Source organism: Streptomyces platensis (assembly GCF_008704855.1).
Lineage (GTDB): Bacteria > Actinomycetota > Actinomycetes > Streptomycetales > Streptomycetaceae > Streptomyces > Streptomyces platensis.
The window spans coordinates 8117411-8133275 of record NZ_CP023691.1 but is presented as its reverse complement, the minus strand read 5'-3'; the positions used below and the strand labels follow the sequence as shown (position 1 = coordinate 8133275).

Here is a 15865-nt window from a genome sequence, read left to right as displayed (position 1 = left end):
TGTCCTTGCCCGACACCCGGAAGGAAGGCCCCGTGCCCACCGAAGGCACCCCGTCCCCCGCACACCGCCCGTCCGGTGAGCCCACCGCGGCCGGCCGGCCCGCGCCCTCGGCCGGTCTGCCGGCCCTCGTGGCCTGGCACGCCGCACGGACCCCGCACGCCCTGGCCGTGGCGGACGGCGACAGCACGCTCACCTATGCACAGCTGGTCACGGCGGGCCGGGCGCTCGCCGCGCACCTGCGGACGCACGGTGTGGGGCCGGGTGACTCCGTCGCCCTGCTGATGCCCCGCTGCGCCCGGACGGTCGTCGCCCAGCTCGCGCTGTGGTGGGCGGGCGCCGTGTGTGTGCCGCTCGACCCGGCGCATCCGCGTGCCCGTTCCGAGGCCCTGGCCGCCGAAGCGGGCGCGACGCTGACCGTCGGCGACAGCAAGCTCCTGGAGTCCGCGGCACTCACCGGCGCCACTCTCGCGCTGCCCGGTGAGCCGCCGGTGGACGGCGACTGCGCCCCGGCGGCCGAACCGGGCCCGGACGCCACCGCGTTCATCATGTTCACCTCGGGCTCCACCGGCCGCCCCAAGGGCGTGGCGGTGCCGCACAGCGCGATCGCCGAGCTGGTCTCCGACCCCGCGTATCTCACGCTCACCGCCCGCGACCGGGTGCTCTTCCACTCCCCGATGACCTTCGACGCCTCGACGTTCGAGGTGTGGGGCGCCCTGGCCAACGGCGCCGCGGTCGTGGTGTGCACCGACGAACGGCCGTCGTTCGAGGACCTGGCCCGGCATGTGGAGCGGCACGGCGTCACCGTCGCCTTCTTCACCACCGCGCTCTTCCACCAGCTGGCCGGCCGCCGCTCCCGGATCTTCTCGGCGCTGCGCACGGTGATCGTCGGCGGCGAAGCCATGTCCGCGCACCATGCCCGCGCGGTCCTGCGGGCCTTCCCCTGGCTGGAGCTGGTCAACGGCTACGGGCCGACGGAGGCGACGACCTTCACCACCACCCACCGGGTCACCGACGCCGACTGCGACGGCCAGGTGCCCATCGGCCGTTCGATCGCCGGGGCGGCCGTGCATCTCCTCGACGCCACCGGCCGGCCGGTCGAGGACGGTGCGCAGGGCGAACTGTGGATCGGCGGCAGCCGGCTGGCGCACGGCTACACCGGCCAGCCGGAGCTGACCGCCGAGCGCTTCGTCCAGCACCCCGAACTGGGGCGCCTCTACCGCACCGGCGACCTCGTCTCCCGGCGCCCGGACGGGCTGCTCGACTACCACGGGCGCACCGACGACCAGGTGAAGATCCGCGGCTTCCGGATCGAACCGGCGGAGATCGAACACGCCCTGCGGGAGCGGCCCGAGGTGGCCGACGCGGCCGTGACCGTGCACCGCCCCTCCCCCGACGACGCCCGGCTGGCCGCGTTCGTCGTGGCCGCGTCCGGGCCGGTCCCCCGCCCTGACGCGCTGCGCGAGCGGCTCGCCGCCGTCCTGCCCGCCCATCTGGTGCCCGATGAGGTGCGGCTCATCGACGCGCTGCCGCTCACGCCCTCCGGCAAGGTCGACCGCCGCGCCCTGACGGACCTCGTCGCAACGGACGCGCCCGGCGCCCCGGCCGGTCCGCTCGGCCCGCTGGAGCAGGCCGTCGCCGAGATCTGGAGCCGTTCGCTGGGCCGTGAAGTCGCCCGCGCGGACGCCGACTTCCTCGCGCTGGGCGGCCACTCGCTGCTGGCGCTGGCCGTCACCGACGATCTGCGCGAGGAGCTCGGTGTCGAGCTGACCCTCGCCGACTTCTTCGCCACCCCCACGGTGGCGGGACACGCCACGCTGGTCGAGCGGGCCCTGCTCGCCGCGCACAGCGATCTGCGCCCCGGCGCCCCGGAGGACACCGATGCCCACTGACACCCCCACCGCAGCGGCGCTCCAGGAGGAGCTGCTGCGCCGGGCGCGCTCCCGCGCCGCCCGCCCCGCTCCCGCCCCCGAGGCCGTCCACCACGGGCCCGCACCGCTCTCCCACGCCCAGCGCCGGATGTGGCTGATGGACCGGCTGGGCCAGGGCGGCGCCTCGTACAGCGTGCCGTTCGCCACCCGGCTGCGCGGTCCGCTCGACCTGGACGCGCTGGCCTCCGCGCTGACAACCCTGGTGCGCCGCCACGAGATTCTGCGCACCCGGTACGGGCAGCGGGACGGCGAGCCCTACCAGGAGGTGCTGCCCGCACCCGAGGCGATGACGCTGCGCGTCGTGGAGACGGCCGCCGACGGCACCGGCGCCCTGCTGGCCGAGGAGGCGCACCGCCCGTTCGACCTCGCCGCCGGCCCCGTACCGCGCGCCTTGGTCCTGCGGCACGGACCGCAGGACCACACCGTTCTGCTGACGTTCCATCACATCGCTCTGGACGGCGCCTCGCTGGAGACGGTCGCCGGGGAACTGGCCACGCTCTACGCGGCCGCCACCGGGGGCCCCGCCGCCGAGCAGCCGGCTCCCCCGCAGTACGCGGACTTCGCCCGGCGGGAGCAGGCCGCCGCCGACCGCCTCGAACAGGGCCTGCGCCACTGGGAGGCCCGCCTCGACGGCATCTCCCCGCTGCGTCTGCCCCGCCCCGCGCAGCCGCCCGCCGACAGTGGCGCCCGGTCCGCCGGAACACACACCGCCCCGCTCGACCCGCGGGTGCCGGCGGCCCTGCGGGAGCTGGGCCGGGAGCACCGGGCCACCCTGTTCACCGTGGCCCTGGCCGCGGGCTTCGCCGCCCTGCACCGCTTCACCGGCCAGGACGACCTGGTCATCGGCGTCGCGGGCAGCCACCGGCAGGGCGCGGAGATGCGCGGCCTGGTCGGCCTGTGCGTCAACACCCTCCCGGTCCGGGTGAACGCGGGCGGCGACCCGTCCTTCACCTCGCTCGTGGAGCGCGTACGGGAGGCGTTGCTCGACGCCCAGCAGAGCCGCGAGGTGCCCTTCGACCTCATCCTGGAACGGCTCGGGGCGGCCGCCCGCGACACGGACGGCACGGCCCTGATACGGGTCAGCGCGGACGTCCTGGGCGAGCCCACCACCCTGCGGCTGCCGGGCACGGTGAGTGAGTACGTCGAGGTCGGCGCCGACGAGGCCAAGTTCGACCTCTCCTTCGCGCTGGTGGACACCGACGCCCCCGCCGGCCTCGTCCAGTACGGCCGGGCCGCGCTGGACGAGGAAGCGGCGGCCGCTCTCGGTACGCACTACGGCGCGCTGCTCACCGCCGTCGCCGACGACCCAAACCTGCGGCTGTCCCAGCTGCCGGGTGCGATACCGACGCCGCGCAACGAGACCGACGCACATCCGGCCGAGGCCCTGCTGCGCGCACACCCCGGGGTGGCCGAGGCCGCGGTGCTCACACCGGCCGGCGGCCCCCTCCTGGCCTATGCCGTGCTGCGCGGGATCGGCGGCCCCACCCCGGCCGAGCTCCGCTCCCGTCTGCGGGCGGCGCTGGCTCCGGAGTTGGTGCCCGCCGCGGTGATGCTGCTGGACACGCTGCCGCGGACGGCCGACGGTGCACCCGACCCGGCCCGGCTGCCCGGTCTGCCGTCCGCGCCCGCCCCGGAAGGCGCCCGCGCCGAGGCCGTGACCGAGGGCTTCACCGCGCTGCTGGGCCGTCAGCCCGGTCCGGATGACGACTTCTTCCTCCTCGGCGGTCACTCGCTGGTCGCCGTGCAGCTCGCCGAGCGGCTGCGCCAGACGCTGACACTGCCGCTGACCGGCCTGGACATCATGCAGGCCCGCACCCCGCGCGCGGTCACCGCGCTGCTGGACGCCCGCGCGGCGGAGCGGGCCGCCGCGCCCACGGTCACCGCGGCCCGTCCCCGGCGCTCGCGCGAGGGCACCGTCCTGGTCACCGGCGGCACCGGCGGGGTCGGCGCCTTCGTGCTGCGCGAACTGGCCGCACAGGGCCGCCCGGTGCTGGCCCTGGCCCGCCCCGAATCCGCGCATCTGGTCGCCGGTGACGGGGTGGACGTCATCGAGGGCGACCTCACCGACGTGGACGGGCTGCGCAAGGCCGTCGAGAGCGCCGATGCGGTCATCCACGCGGCCTGTACGTTCACCCGCCCCGAGGTCGATGTGACGGCGATGGCGGCGATGGTCGGCGCCTGGTCGCGCGGTCCGTTCGTCTTCGTCAGCAGTGTGGACGCCTATGGACACCCCGCCGGTGAGTGGGTGGCGGAGGAGTCCGCCCCGGGGCAGCCGCTGAGCCCGTACGGGCAGGCGAAGCTCGACTGTGAAGCGCTGCTGCTGCGGGCCGCCGGTTCGCAGGGACGGGGCGGGGCGAGCGCCGTCCGCTCCCCCCTCGTCTGGGGCCCGCACCAGCGGCTGCGGGACCAGTTGCGCTGGGGTGCGACGGGTCTGCTCTACCAGGCCGCACGGGAGGGCCGGCCGCTGGTGCTGCCCCGGCCGGGTACCGGTGGCCATGCCTGGTACGGCGCGGCCTGGGTGCACGCCGCGGCCCTGGCCCGGTCCGTGGTCTCCTGCCTGGATGCCCCCGTGCACGGCGTCGCCAACGCCGTCAGCGGCCATGTCACCTGGCAGGACCTCGCCGCCACGCTGACCGGACTGCTCGGCAGTGACAGCGAGATCCTCGAAGCGGACGAGGTCCACCCGGACCTCGACCACCGCTGGCACTACCACGCCGACCGGCTGTCCCCGTCCCTGCGCCTCCAGCCGGGCGAGGACTGGCGCTCCGTACTGGCCGAGATGGCCGGCCCGTCCGAGCGATGACCCGATCGGTGTGACGACGCTGCGCCCGGTGGCCCCCTCGGCCACCGGGCGCAGCTGTCGTCACGCCTTGCGGGGACGGGGCGCGCCGGGAAATCACCACTTCCCCGGCCTGCCCCTCGCCGATTCCCGCGCTCGGCTTGCGACCATGGGCGGGCTGCCGGGCTGACGCCCTCCGTCGCCGCAAAGGAGCCCCCCATGAATGCCAGCACGGATCTGCTCGTCGATGCCTTCGGACGTATCCGGGAGAGCGTCGAGGACGCGGTCACCGGGCTCGACCCCGATGAGCTCGGTACCCGCCCCGAGGACGGCGGCAACTCGATCGGCTGGCTGGTCTGGCATCTCACCCGGATCCAGGACGACCACCTCGCGGGTGTGGCCGGCACCGAGCAGATCTGGATCTCGGACGGCTGGTACGACCGCTTCGGCCTGCCCTTCTCCCCCGACGACACCGGCTACGGCCACTCCGCCAAGGAAGTGGCGGCTGTACAGGACCTGACCGATGAGCTGCTGATGGGCTATCACGGCGCGGTCCACGACAACACCGTGCAGTACCTCGCCGGGGTCGACGACAAGGACATGAAGCGCGTCGTCGACCGCGCCTGGACGCCGCCCGTCACCCTGGGCGTCCGGCTCGTCAGCGTCGTCGCCGACGACCTCCAGCACGCCGGGCAGGCGGCCTATGTGCGGGGCCTGCTCGGCCGTTGAGCACCGGACCGGGCGGGCCGCCGCGCGCTCATCGTCTGCGGGGCAGGCGGTGCAGCTCCACAGCGGTGAGCCGGCCGCCCGTGATCTCCGCCGTCATATAGGTGCAGTACGGCTGCCGGCGGCGGTCGGTCGGCGAACCCGGGTTGAGCAGGCGCAGCCGGCCGCCGGCCGTGGAGTCCCAGGGGATGTGACTGTGTCCGAAGACCAGCACATCGAGCTCGGGGAACCGTTCGGCGCACCGGCGCTCCCGGCCCTGCGCGGGGCCGGTCTCGTGCACCACACCGAGCCGTACCCCCGCCAGTTCCGCGTACGCCACCTCGGGCAGCCGCGCCCGCAGTTCCGGGCCGTCGTTGTTGCCGTACACCCCGATCAGCCGCCGGGCCCTGCCCGCCAGCAGGTCCAGGGTGGCGGTGTCGACCCAGTCACCGGCATGCACGACGACATCGGCGCCCGGCAGCTCGTCGAGCAGCTGGGGCGGCAGCGCCTTGGCGCGCCGGGGCAGATGGGTGTCGGACAGGAGCAGGAGTCGCACGGGAACTCTCCTCGGGCCGTGCTCACGGACGCGGGCCGGGCGGTCAGCGTTCCTGGGCGGTGGGCCGCACGGTGAGCTCATTGATCGTCACATGGGGCGGCTGGGTGACCATGAAGAGGCGGAGCGGGCGATGTCCCCGGCCCGGAGCCGGCTCTCCGGCGGGAATCCGTACCCCGTCGCGCCGCAGAATTCCCTTCCCCCTCTGGTATCCGAATTCATCATCTGCCCCACAAGGAAAGCCGGATGGCAGGGAAATACGGACCGGCATTTTCCCGGACGCGGTGCGCACGGCCGGAGACCGGGTATGACATAGAGAACCCCTTGTGCTCCCGGGAGCTGCTCATGAGGCATACGCATCCTCTGCCCGGCGACATCGGACTCACCCGAATATCCGGCATCACCGGCCGGTTGATCCGCTTCGGACAATGGATCAACGGAGACGGTTTCGCCGACTATCAACACGCCTTTCTCGTCCTGCCCGACGGCCGGCTGCTGGAAGCCGAGCCGGGCGGGGCCGACATCAAACCGCTCACCGCCTACGACGGCACCCCGGTGTGCTACGTCTGCCCGGAAGGGCTCACCGAACAGCAGCGCACCGCGATCTGCGCGGCGGCCACCGCCTATGCCGGGGTGCCCTACAGCTTCCTCGACTATCTGGCGATCGCCGCGCACCGCTTCCACCTGCCCCTTCCGGGGCTGCGCCGCTATGTGGCGAGCACCGGGCACATGATCTGCTCCCAACTCGTCGACCAGACCTATCAGGACGCCGGTGTCCATCTGTTCGCGGACGGCCGCTGGCCGGGCTATGTGACACCGATGGCCCTGTACAACCTGCTGGCCGACTGACCCTCGCGCGGACGCACCCGACCGCACCCGGAATTCCTCCCGGTAGCGTGGCGCCTATCATTGATGCCACCGATGCGAGGGGTGACGGGACCATGCGGCAGCAACCCGTTCTTGTCTATGACGGCGACTGCGCCTTCTGTACGTCCTCGGTGCGGTTCGCGGAACGGCGGCTGCGTCCGCGCTGTGCGGCCACGCCCTGGCAGTTCACCGATCTCACCGAGCTCGGCATCAGCCGGCGTCGCGCCGAGCACGAAGTGCTGTGGGTGACGCCGACCGGTGCCGTGCACGGTGGCGCGCAGGCGGTCGCCAAGCTGCTGCTGAGCGCGCCCCGCGGGTGGCCGGTGGTGGGCGCGCTGCTCACCCTCCCGCCCCTCCGCTGGGCCGCCCATGGGGTGTACCGGCTGATCGCGCGCAACCGGCATCGGATGCCGGGCGGGACGGCGGCCTGTGCACTGCCGCCCTCCCCCGCCGCCCAGCCGAAGTGACGACCCGTCAGGTGCCGGACTTCCGGCCGTAGACGTAGACGTCGTCACCATTCTTGAGCAGCGACCAGTACTTCTTCGCATCGTTGCTGCGCATATTGACGCAGCCGTGCGAGCCGGGTGCCGACCAGACACTGCCGCTGATGGAGTGGAAGGCCTGCCCGCCGTCGAAGAACTGGCTGTACGGCATGGGCACGTCATAGAGGGTCGACACATGGTGCAGATGGCGCCAGTAGATCTTCTTGGCGCCGGTGCGGGTCTCGTAACCGTCGCGGCCCGTACGGACCGGGACCGGCCCGAAGACCAGCTTCCCGCCGTCCTGGATCCAGCTGAGCTGGCGGGTCAGGTCGACGCAGGCTATCCGCCCCTTGTTGGTGGGGCAGTGCCCCGCCTTGTTGGGGTTGTGCCCGGCCGCCTGCTGCTGTGCCACGACGCGCATCACGCCCCAGGTGACGGGTCCGGCGTAGCCGATGTTCGGGGTGATGCCGTGGCTGGTCTGGAAGGCACGGATCGCCCGGCAGTCGGCGGCCGACTGGCGGCCGTCCATCCGCAGGCCGAGGAACTTCTCGGCCTCCTTCTGGTAGGGGCCACGGCTCGCGGTGCACGAAGACGCGGCGGCGGCCTGAGCCGTGGAGCCGAAGGCCACCGTCAGCGGAACGGTCAGCGCCGTGAGGGCGAGCGCCGCGCCCGCCCGACGACCGGCGCCGGACCGCGGGACACGCAGGTTCAGTCGTCTTTTCATGCCCCGTAGGACTGTTTGCCCGACCCGCCGGTTGCAGGCGTGACCGACCCGAAATATCTGGTACGCGAAACCGTGCCCCTGGTGGACGGAGCGGCGTCCGGTCCACCAGGGAAGCGGGACCGCCTACAGCACCGAGCCCTTCTCGGGGCAACGGACCGAGACGCCGAACACACCCCTCCCGATAACCCTTCGCTGTCACATAACCACTTAATGTGCTCATGGCGGACGTCGCGGCACCCGCGGACGGCCGCCTTCCCGGGCTCCGTCAGGAGCCACCCCCGCCCAGAAGGGACGACGCATGATCACCGATCCAGTGCGCGCGGAGTACGAGCACCGCTTCGCCATGTACGACACCGACGGCGACGGCTATCTGACCGCCCAGGACTTCACCGACCGGGCCCGGCTGCTGACGGACGCCGTGGGTGAGCCGGCGGACTCCCCCAAGGCGCGGGCGCTGGATGCGGGGATGCGCCACACCTTCGAGCAGCTCGCCGCGCTGGCGCAGATCGACGCCACGGGGCGGCTGAACCGGGAGCAGTTCGTCGCGGCGTTCGCACGAGCGGGTACGTCGGGGACCCTCGGCCAGGTCGTGGGACCGTCGATCGCCGCGACCGTCGCCCTAGCCGACGCCGACGGGGACGGTGTGGTCAGTCGGGAGGACTTCGCGGTGGTGCACCTCGCGGCCGGGTACTCGGCCGCACAGGCGGCGGAGGCCTTCACGGCACTGGACCGGGACGGCGACGGGCGGCTGCTGGTCGAGGCCTGGGACGTAGATCAGCTGCCCCCGGAACGGGGCCACGGTCGCCACCTCGACCGATGACGGGAAGATCATCGTGTGGTAAACAGACACAATGCCTTTACAGCGCCCCTTCCGCTTCGGTGTCAACATGTTCGTTCCCGGTTCGCGACGCGAGTGGAGCGCGAAGTGCCGAAGAGCCGAGGAACTCGGTTTCGATGTTGTCGGAGTGGCCGATCACCTGGAATTCTCCGCTCCGTTTCCAGCAATGGTGCTCGCAGCCGAAGCGACCGAGCGGGTACGGCTGAGTACGTTCGTGTTGAACACGCCGTTCTACAACCCTGTCCTTCTCGCGCGTGATGTGGCGAGCACCGATCAATTCATCGACGGGCGTATGGAACTCGGGCTCGGCGCAGGCTATGTGAAGGCCGAGTTCGACACCGCGGGGATACCGTTCCCCAGCGGCGGAAGGCGAGTTGAGCAGCTGGAACAGACTGTCACCACGTTGCGTGGTCTGTTTGCGGACACGGAATATCAGCCGCGTCCAGCCCAACCATCCGGACCACCACTGCTGATTGCGGGCTGGGGCGACCGGCTGCTGCGGCTGGCCGCGGCACACGCCGACATCATCGCCTTCCCCGGAGGCTGGGCCAGCACCACCGGTGACGAACTCCATCTGGCCGGAGTCGCGCAGATGGAAGAACGTCTCGCCTACGTGCGCGGCCTGCTCGGTGACCGCGCCGACGCTGTGGAGCTGAATATCCTGGTGCAGCAGGTGATTCCGCCCGCCGAAGCCTCCGCAATGCCCGACAGGTTCGCGCCGCTGTCGCCCGACGCACCGCACAGCCCCGAGGAGCTGCCCAGTGTATTGATCGGCACCCCGGCGGAGATGGCGCAACAAATCAAGGAACGCAGCGAACGCTACGGCTTCACCTATTTCACGGTCATGGAATACAACATGGAGAACTTCGCGCCGGTCATCGCCGCGCTCCGCTGAACTGGCCGTGATCGAAAGGGGCGAAAGAATCGAAGGATCGAAAGGGGTGTCCCGATGCGTATCTGCTCCAGAGCCAGTCGTGAAACGGTCGGCGTGAATCTCGCGCTCGCCGACCAGGGCACCTCCACAACCCTTTTGCTGCTACGCCACGGTGAGACGGCGCTGACACCGGAGAAGCGGTTGTCCGGCAGCGGCGGCTTTGATCCGGCGCTGTCGGAGACCGGGGAGCGGCAGGCCGAGGCCGCCGGGAGGAGGCTCGTGGCACGCGGCGCGGTGCAGGCGGTGGTGTCCTCACCGATGCGCCGGGCCCAGCAGACGGCCGAGGCAGCGGCACGACGGCTGGGCCTGGAAGTCCACGTCGATGAAGGGCTCCGTGAAGCGGATTTCGGTGCCTGGGAGGGACTGACGTTCGCCGAGGTGCGCGAACGCTACCCGGACGAGATGGCAGCGTGGCTCGCCTCTCCGGCGGCGGTGCCGGGCGGAACCGGGGAGACCTTCACCGCGGTGGCGCGCCGGGCCGCGCGCTCGCGGGACCGGCTCCTGACGCGGTACGAGGGGCAGACGGTGCTGGTCGTTTCGCATGTCGGGGTGTTGCGGACGCTGGTTCGGCTGGCGCTGGGCGCACCGCCCGGGTCGCTGTTCCGGATGGAGCTGGCGGCCGCCTCGCTGTCGGCCGTGGCCTATGACGGGGAGGGGCATGCGTCGGTGCGACTGCTGAACGACACCTCGCACCTGGCGGACCACCGCTGACCTCATAAACCGTGGGGGCCGTGCTCGGCACGGCCCCCACGTCGGTCAGCATCGAATCGTCTTGGTGCGCATGAGGAATTCAGCGAGATAGCCGTCGTGCGGCAGTCCGTGCCCCATCCACGGTGTCGGATGGTCACCGACGTAGACGTTGGCGATGGTCGGCTCGGCCACCAACTCGTCGATCAGGTTCGCGTCGGTGGTGACGGCAGTGAGGACGAGGGTGTCGCGCAGCGGCCGGACTCCGGCGTCGCGGTCCCACGGTGCCACCCACGCACAGGGGAAGCCCAACTCCATCCCGAGCTGTTCGGCGAACGGGCTGTCGAGCTGGTGCACCGCCGGCCGGAGCACCGCGGAACCATCGCCGAGATCGTCGGCGATACCGTCACCGCCGAGCCACGCCTTGGCACCCGCTGCCCGCTGCCGCAGATGCTTGTCCCACCGGCGGGCGGGATCGACGGGCATCACGGGCAGAACTGCGCGTTCGTCCGTCGCGGGCAGGCTGGGCAGCGCGGCGAGGCGTTCGGCGATCGCCGCGGCCACGGGGGCGGGGTCGCCCTCGACCAGTACGCCGGTGGCGTTGACGCAACCGACGCCCGCACCACTGCTGATCGACTCCACGAGGGTGTCGACGATCGGCTCCCACTCGGTTTCGGCGGTGATGAGGACCTTGGAGCGCCCGGGGCCCTGCGGAAGAATGCGTGGATCGCCCGCGTACTTGGCCACGACATCCGCGCCGCCGTACACCATCCCGAAGTCGGCGTGCCGGAGGATGTCACCGGCCACGTGGTGGTCGGTGGGCAGCAACACGACTCCCTCGTCGCCGAAACCGGCCTCGCGCAGGGCAGTGACCAGCCGATGCGGGGTGAACGGCTCACGACGGGAGGGACGCACGGCAACGCGATAGCCGAGCGCGAGGGCATCGAGCCAACCCTGGTGCACCGCAGGGTGATTGCCCGCCGCATGGACGGCGAATACCTCACCACGCCGGGTCCAGACCGCCGCACCGTCCCGGGCCTTCGGATCGCGCCACGAGCGGACCGCACCGGCCGGCCGTGCGTTCTCCACGTTGAGGTGGATCCGCTCGGCGGCCCGCGCGATGTCGTCGGTGGCATTGCGCACCACCGTGATCGGTATCCCGGTGACCGCGCTGACGGTGTGCTGATACTCCTGCGCCGTCAGTCCCGCGATCGTCTGCGTGGCGAAAGCCCGGCCCGCCTGTGCGAGCGCCGCGATCCGTGTGTCGACGGGTAGCGCAGGCGCTCGGCGCAAGGCCTTTATCGCGCGGGTGACGTAGAGCGAGGGCGCGAGACTCAGTGTCGCGGCCGGCTTTCCGGCCAGATCTCGAATGGTCTCCTGGCGCCGGGACCGATAGGGGCCGCCGGGGCCGAGGACATCCAGGGACGGCATCAGTACACGCCCTCGACCACGGCCGTGTCGCCGAAGGACGCCACGGGTGCGACATCCGCGACCGCATCACCGAAGCCGCCGTCCACCGGTGCGATCCGGGTTGCGTAGTCCCGCTCGATGTTGTTGACCAGCAAGGCACTTCGGCTCATGTGATGCAGAACGATCTGCCCGCGCTCGCCGTACGGAACAACCCGTCCGGTGTCGGGGTCGACCACCCGGAACGTGGTGTACGGAGCGAAGGAGTCGAACACGCACGGCTCGTCGGCACCGAGGCCGGGTCGCTCCACCGATGTCCCCAGCATCATCGTGCCGCCGTACCCGCCGACGAACGTGGCGCTTGCGAACACCTCGTCGCGCAGCAGATCCCGGGTGTCGGCGTCCAGATGGGTGCCGCCCCAGATGATCGCGCGGACCTTCCGGTTCACCAACTCGACCAGGTCGTCGTGCTGCGCGAGGCGCTCCAGCATCGGCGGGGTGGCGAAGAGGACGCCCACATCCTGGCTGGCCAGGATGTAGCCGACCTGTTCGATGAGATGGTCGGTGTAGGCGCTGGCCATGTCCGTATTGCCTTGCCCGATCAGCTTCTTCACCCAACGCGGGTCCAGATCGATGCTGAAGTTCAGACCGCCCCGCAGCATCGCGGTGTCGACCGCCATCGCTCCGACATTGTGCGGCCCGGTGGGAACCGCACTGAGCCAGTCGACATTCCGGGGTACGCCGTGAGAATCCAGTCGCTCACTGAACCATTCGACGCTGCGCCGGTGCCACTCCGCGCTGTACATCACACGCTTGGGCTGTCCTGTGGTGCCGCCGCTTTCGTAGACGGACGCTCCGTGCTCGTCACCGTAGCCACGGGGAATCAGTTCACGGACGCCGACATCGCGCAGCTCGTCCACCACGTTGGGAAACAAGCCGAGATCGCCGAAATCCCGCACCTCGGTCAGCGGATCAAAACCGAGGGTCTCGGCCCGTTTCAGCCAGAACGATGACCCGGTCTCCGGACTGAAGTGCCACCGCATCATCTCCCGGACGAACTCTCCGTCAGTGTGCTCGACCATGGATTTTCCTCTCGAAGAATGGAACAAATGCCTGGAAACTGCTAGATCGATGACGTGATCCGCTCAGGCCCGGATCGGTGAACTCGATTCGCAGAACGCGGAGTTGAAGCGGCGCTCGCCGCACGATCGCGAGGCGGGCCGCACCGACAACCCCGCCCCGCCGCCACCGGGCGGAAGGAAACCTTCGCCCTCCGCCCGGTGGACCGGCTCACCCGGCGCCGCGACGATGTCCTGGCCTTTTCCCACGGCCTCGCGGAGCTTTCCTACCCGGCCTCGACCGACCCACTGAGGCAGCGGGCCGCGGAGAGGCCGGCCGTGTCGGTCCAGGATTTCTTGTCGAGCACGAGGTTGCGGATGATCTCTCCGGCGGCAGGTGCTTGGCACAGCCCCTGACCGGAGAATCCAGCCGCGTAGAGGAACGGGCGGGAGGGATCGCGGCCGATGAATGCCATCCCGTCCGGACTGACATCGAGGTCTCCGCTCCACCCGTATTCGAGGCCGTCGCCGGCGAGGGCCGGGAAGGTCGTGCCGAGGTGGTGTGACACCCGTTGCAGCCAGGACTGTCGGGTTTCGTCCGGAGCGGGGCGGCCCATTCCGACGAGGATGCGGTCTCCCCAGCTTCGAATCCGCAGGCTGGACGGGTGGATGGTCATCGGCAGAGCGCTGCGCGGGGCACTGTCGGGGGTGTCGGTCAGCAGCATGTCGACGGGGTAGGTGGTCACAGGAAGGTGCACGTCGGCCATGGCGGCGACCGTTCCCGCCCAGGGGCCTGCCGCGCAGACGATGGTGTCGGCGCGGATGCTGCCCGCAGGCGTGTGGACCCGCCCATCCGGGTCGATGCCGGTGACGGGTGTTTCCGTGCGCAGGATGGCGCCGGCCTGCTGGGCGGCTGTCGCATAGCCGCGCACGATCGCGGCGGGATCGCAGGCGTAGGCCTCGGGCGACCAGGCTGCCGCCAGGATGGTTCGCTCGTCGGCCAGCGGGTTGAGCCGCACCGCTTCAGCAGCGGTCACGAGTTCGACGTCCACTCCAGCTGCCTGCTGGGCAGCTTGGGTGTCTCGGAAGTCCTGCACCTGGTGCTCGTCGGTGAACAGCACGAGCAAGCCGATACGCCTCAAGCCGAGGTCGGTTCCGGTCCGTTCACTGAATGCGTGGTAAGCCGCCAGGCTCCGGACGGCAAGGCTGCTGATGAGAGGGTTGCCGGGAAAGTAGGTACGCACCACGCCCGCAGTGGTCCCGGACGATCCCGATCCGAGCGCACCACGCTCCAGCAGGACGGTCCCGACGCCTGCCTCGGCGAGCTGGCAGGCTATGGAGTTGCCGATGACGCCCCCGCCGATGACGACGACGTCCGTGCGTTCGGGGAGTTGGCTCACGACTGGCGGACCGTCTCGTTGGCGCACAGTTGGCGCAGGTGGTCTCCGGAGTCCCACGGGTACAGGTGGAGATTCCAACCGCCCAAACAGTTGACATAGAGGGCCAACTGGCTCACCACACTCAGGAAATCGTCGCGATCGAGCTGGTCGAGGCAGGACAGGAAGCGCTGGGTGAAACTCCAGAGCTGCTCCAGGCCGCAGTAGCCCAGAAACTCGGCCGGAAGACCGACCAGCAGGCGCGTCATGTGACGCAAGGAATCCATCGGCATGCCCTGGACCGCGGCCCGGACCAGACCACCGTAGGTGGCATACCCGAGCGGGCGGGTCTCACCGTTGACGAACAGCAGAGTGGGCAACACCGTCTCAAAACTGCCTGCCCCGGAAGGGATCACCCCCGCGTGGAGATCAGCGAGCTCCTGGGGTTCGGACAGCCAAGCCCGATCGGTCGCGGTGTACACATCGTGGATGAGGCGGTTCGCGTCGGGATCTGCGGCGGTCAAATGCGGAATACGGTGGCCGCCTTCGGTGCCCGCTTTGCGGACCTCCGCCAGGATCGGCTTCTTCGTCGAATAGACCGAATCCCAGACCGCCTGCCCGGCCTCCCGTAGCGCGGGTATATCACCCTGCCGGATCTGGCCCACCGGGGATGCCGGCATCGGTTCGGTTAACGTGCCGTACTTGATGCCTAAATGCTGTAGCGCGGAGCAGAAGACGGTCCCATCGGGCGCCTCGCGTCGATCTGCGATCCGAGTGGACGCGGACAGATGCAGCAGCGACGGGATCGGTGCCGCGTGATAGAGATGCTGTCCCGCCACCAGCGCGTGTCCCTGCAAGCTCTGGTACGGCAACGCCTCCCACAGCGCGTCGGCAAGTTCAGCGTTGCGACCGTCGAGTTCCGCGGTCACGGTGATACCCAGGTCGGGCCAGGCGATCTCGATATGCCGACCGGAAAACGTTTCAGTCAAGACTTTCCCCTTCGTTCAGTGAGATGTCGCAGCCGCTGATTCTCTGCGAAAGAGTCACGGACGGAGTCGGTTTGTGTGTGCAATCCGCTCACGTCGGGGTTGAGGGCGAGGAGCGCGTGCAGCAGGACGGTGACCCGTCCGGGGCTGATGCGGATCTTGTGCAGCGCGCGCCGGCACTTGAGCTCGGCGAAGGGCCACTCTGCGGGGGTTCGCAGGCGTGCACTCCCCACGTCCTGCTCGGCGGCGGACTCGATGATGCCGTCGGTGCGAGAGGCGGTCAGGCCGTGCGAGAAGCCGGCCCGCGCCTCGCCCAGGAATGGCGCTGCACCAGCCTGGCCGCCGAGGCCACCCGGATCCGCTCTACCAGGCCAAATACCGCGAAAACGGCATGCTGCCGCTCTCCCCGGAGGCGGCGAGGGCGTCGGCCAGGTTATTCAAAGGCGCCGCCCATGGCGAGGAAGGCCAGCAGTGCGAGCGCGTGGTTTTAGTCCTGCATAAATGGCGGACTCTACAAAATTATTAGCAAAATCTTCAAGAA

General features: G+C 70.5%; 14 protein-coding genes. 8 read left to right on the top strand and 6 right to left on the bottom strand.

The genetic code is table 11. The features are described from left to right. The first annotated feature begins 32 nt into the window (after positions 1-32). From CP981_RS35955 to CP981_RS35945, 3 genes are all read left to right on the top strand, one after another. Positions 33-1889 (top strand): non-ribosomal peptide synthetase, encoded by a 1857-nt coding sequence (locus tag CP981_RS35955; RefSeq protein WP_244329948.1) that lies wholly within the window; start codon positions 33-35, stop codon positions 1887-1889. Then, positions 1879-4731 (top strand): condensation domain-containing protein, encoded by a 2853-nt coding sequence (locus tag CP981_RS35950; protein WP_085926579.1) that lies wholly within the window; start codon positions 1879-1881, stop codon positions 4729-4731. Before CP981_RS35955 ends, CP981_RS35950 begins: the two co-directional genes overlap by 11 nt. A gap of 195 nt (positions 4732-4926) precedes the next feature. After that, positions 4927-5436, top strand: coding sequence for a mycothiol transferase (locus CP981_RS35945; RefSeq protein ID WP_085926578.1), 510 nt, complete (start codon positions 4927-4929; stop codon positions 5434-5436). 28 nt (positions 5437-5464) lie between these two features. Here the strand turns inward: CP981_RS35945 and CP981_RS35940 are convergent, their stop codons facing one another. Beyond that, positions 5465-5968 carry a metallophosphoesterase family protein gene (locus CP981_RS35940; RefSeq protein ID WP_085926577.1) on the bottom strand — a complete coding sequence of 168 codons (504 nt, stop codon included), beginning with the start codon at positions 5966-5968 and terminating at the stop codon, positions 5465-5467. Between the two features lie 342 nt (positions 5969-6310). Here CP981_RS35940 and CP981_RS35935 point away from each other — a divergent pair, with 342 nt between their 5' ends. Both CP981_RS35935 and CP981_RS35930 read left to right on the top strand, forming a co-directional pair. Further along, positions 6311-6814, top strand: coding sequence for a C40 family peptidase (locus CP981_RS35935; RefSeq protein WP_085926576.1), 504 nt, complete (start codon positions 6311-6313; stop codon positions 6812-6814). Between the two features lie 92 nt (positions 6815-6906). Continuing rightward, a complete protein-coding gene (locus CP981_RS35930; RefSeq protein WP_085926575.1) occupies positions 6907-7299 on the top strand; it encodes a thiol-disulfide oxidoreductase DCC family protein in 393 nt (130 codons plus the stop codon). A gap of 7 nt (positions 7300-7306) precedes the next feature. On the opposite strand, the gene CP981_RS35925 is transcribed toward CP981_RS35930, so the two are convergent. Beyond that, a complete protein-coding gene (locus CP981_RS35925; protein ID WP_085926574.1) occupies positions 7307-8038 on the bottom strand; it encodes a L,D-transpeptidase family protein in 732 nt (243 codons plus the stop codon). Positions 8039-8336: 298 nt separating this feature from the next. On the opposite strand from CP981_RS35925, the gene CP981_RS35920 reads away from it, so the two are divergent. From CP981_RS35920 to CP981_RS35910, 3 genes are all read left to right on the top strand, one after another. Next, positions 8337-8858 carry an EF-hand domain-containing protein gene (locus CP981_RS35920; RefSeq protein WP_085926573.1) on the top strand — a complete coding sequence of 174 codons (522 nt, stop codon included), beginning with the start codon at positions 8337-8339 and terminating at the stop codon, positions 8856-8858. A gap of 31 nt (positions 8859-8889) precedes the next feature. Continuing rightward, on the top strand, positions 8890-9771 hold the full coding sequence (locus CP981_RS35915; protein ID WP_085926572.1) for an LLM class F420-dependent oxidoreductase: 882 nt from the start codon (positions 8890-8892) through the stop codon (positions 9769-9771). Positions 9772-9864: 93 nt separating this feature from the next. Beyond that, the gene (locus CP981_RS35910) at positions 9865-10521 is read left to right on the top strand and encodes a histidine phosphatase family protein (protein WP_085926571.1); all 657 of its coding nucleotides are present in this window, start codon (positions 9865-9867) and stop codon (positions 10519-10521) included. A 45-nt stretch (positions 10522-10566) separates the two neighbouring features. Here the strand turns inward: CP981_RS35910 and CP981_RS35905 are convergent, their stop codons facing one another. The 4 genes from CP981_RS35905 to CP981_RS35890 form a co-directional block, all read right to left on the bottom strand. Continuing rightward, entirely contained in the window at positions 10567-11928 is a 1362-nt protein-coding gene (locus CP981_RS35905) for an aldehyde dehydrogenase family protein (protein ID WP_085926570.1), read from the bottom strand. Beyond that, positions 11928-12986, bottom strand: a complete 1059-nt coding sequence (locus tag CP981_RS35900; RefSeq protein ID WP_085926569.1) for an AMP-binding protein — start codon at positions 12984-12986, stop codon at positions 11928-11930. The genes CP981_RS35905 and CP981_RS35900 overlap by 1 nt, the downstream gene beginning before the upstream one ends. Positions 12987-13249: 263 nt before the next feature. Beyond that, complete coding sequence (locus CP981_RS35895) at positions 13250-14362, bottom strand: NAD(P)/FAD-dependent oxidoreductase (protein ID WP_085926568.1); 1113 nt, start codon at positions 14360-14362, stop codon at positions 13250-13252. Then, on the bottom strand, positions 14359-15327 hold the full coding sequence (locus CP981_RS35890) for a cucumopine synthase-related protein (protein ID WP_085926567.1): 969 nt from the start codon (positions 15325-15327) through the stop codon (positions 14359-14361). Before CP981_RS35890 ends, CP981_RS35895 begins: the two co-directional genes overlap by 4 nt. Between the last annotated feature and the right edge of the window lie 538 nt (positions 15328-15865).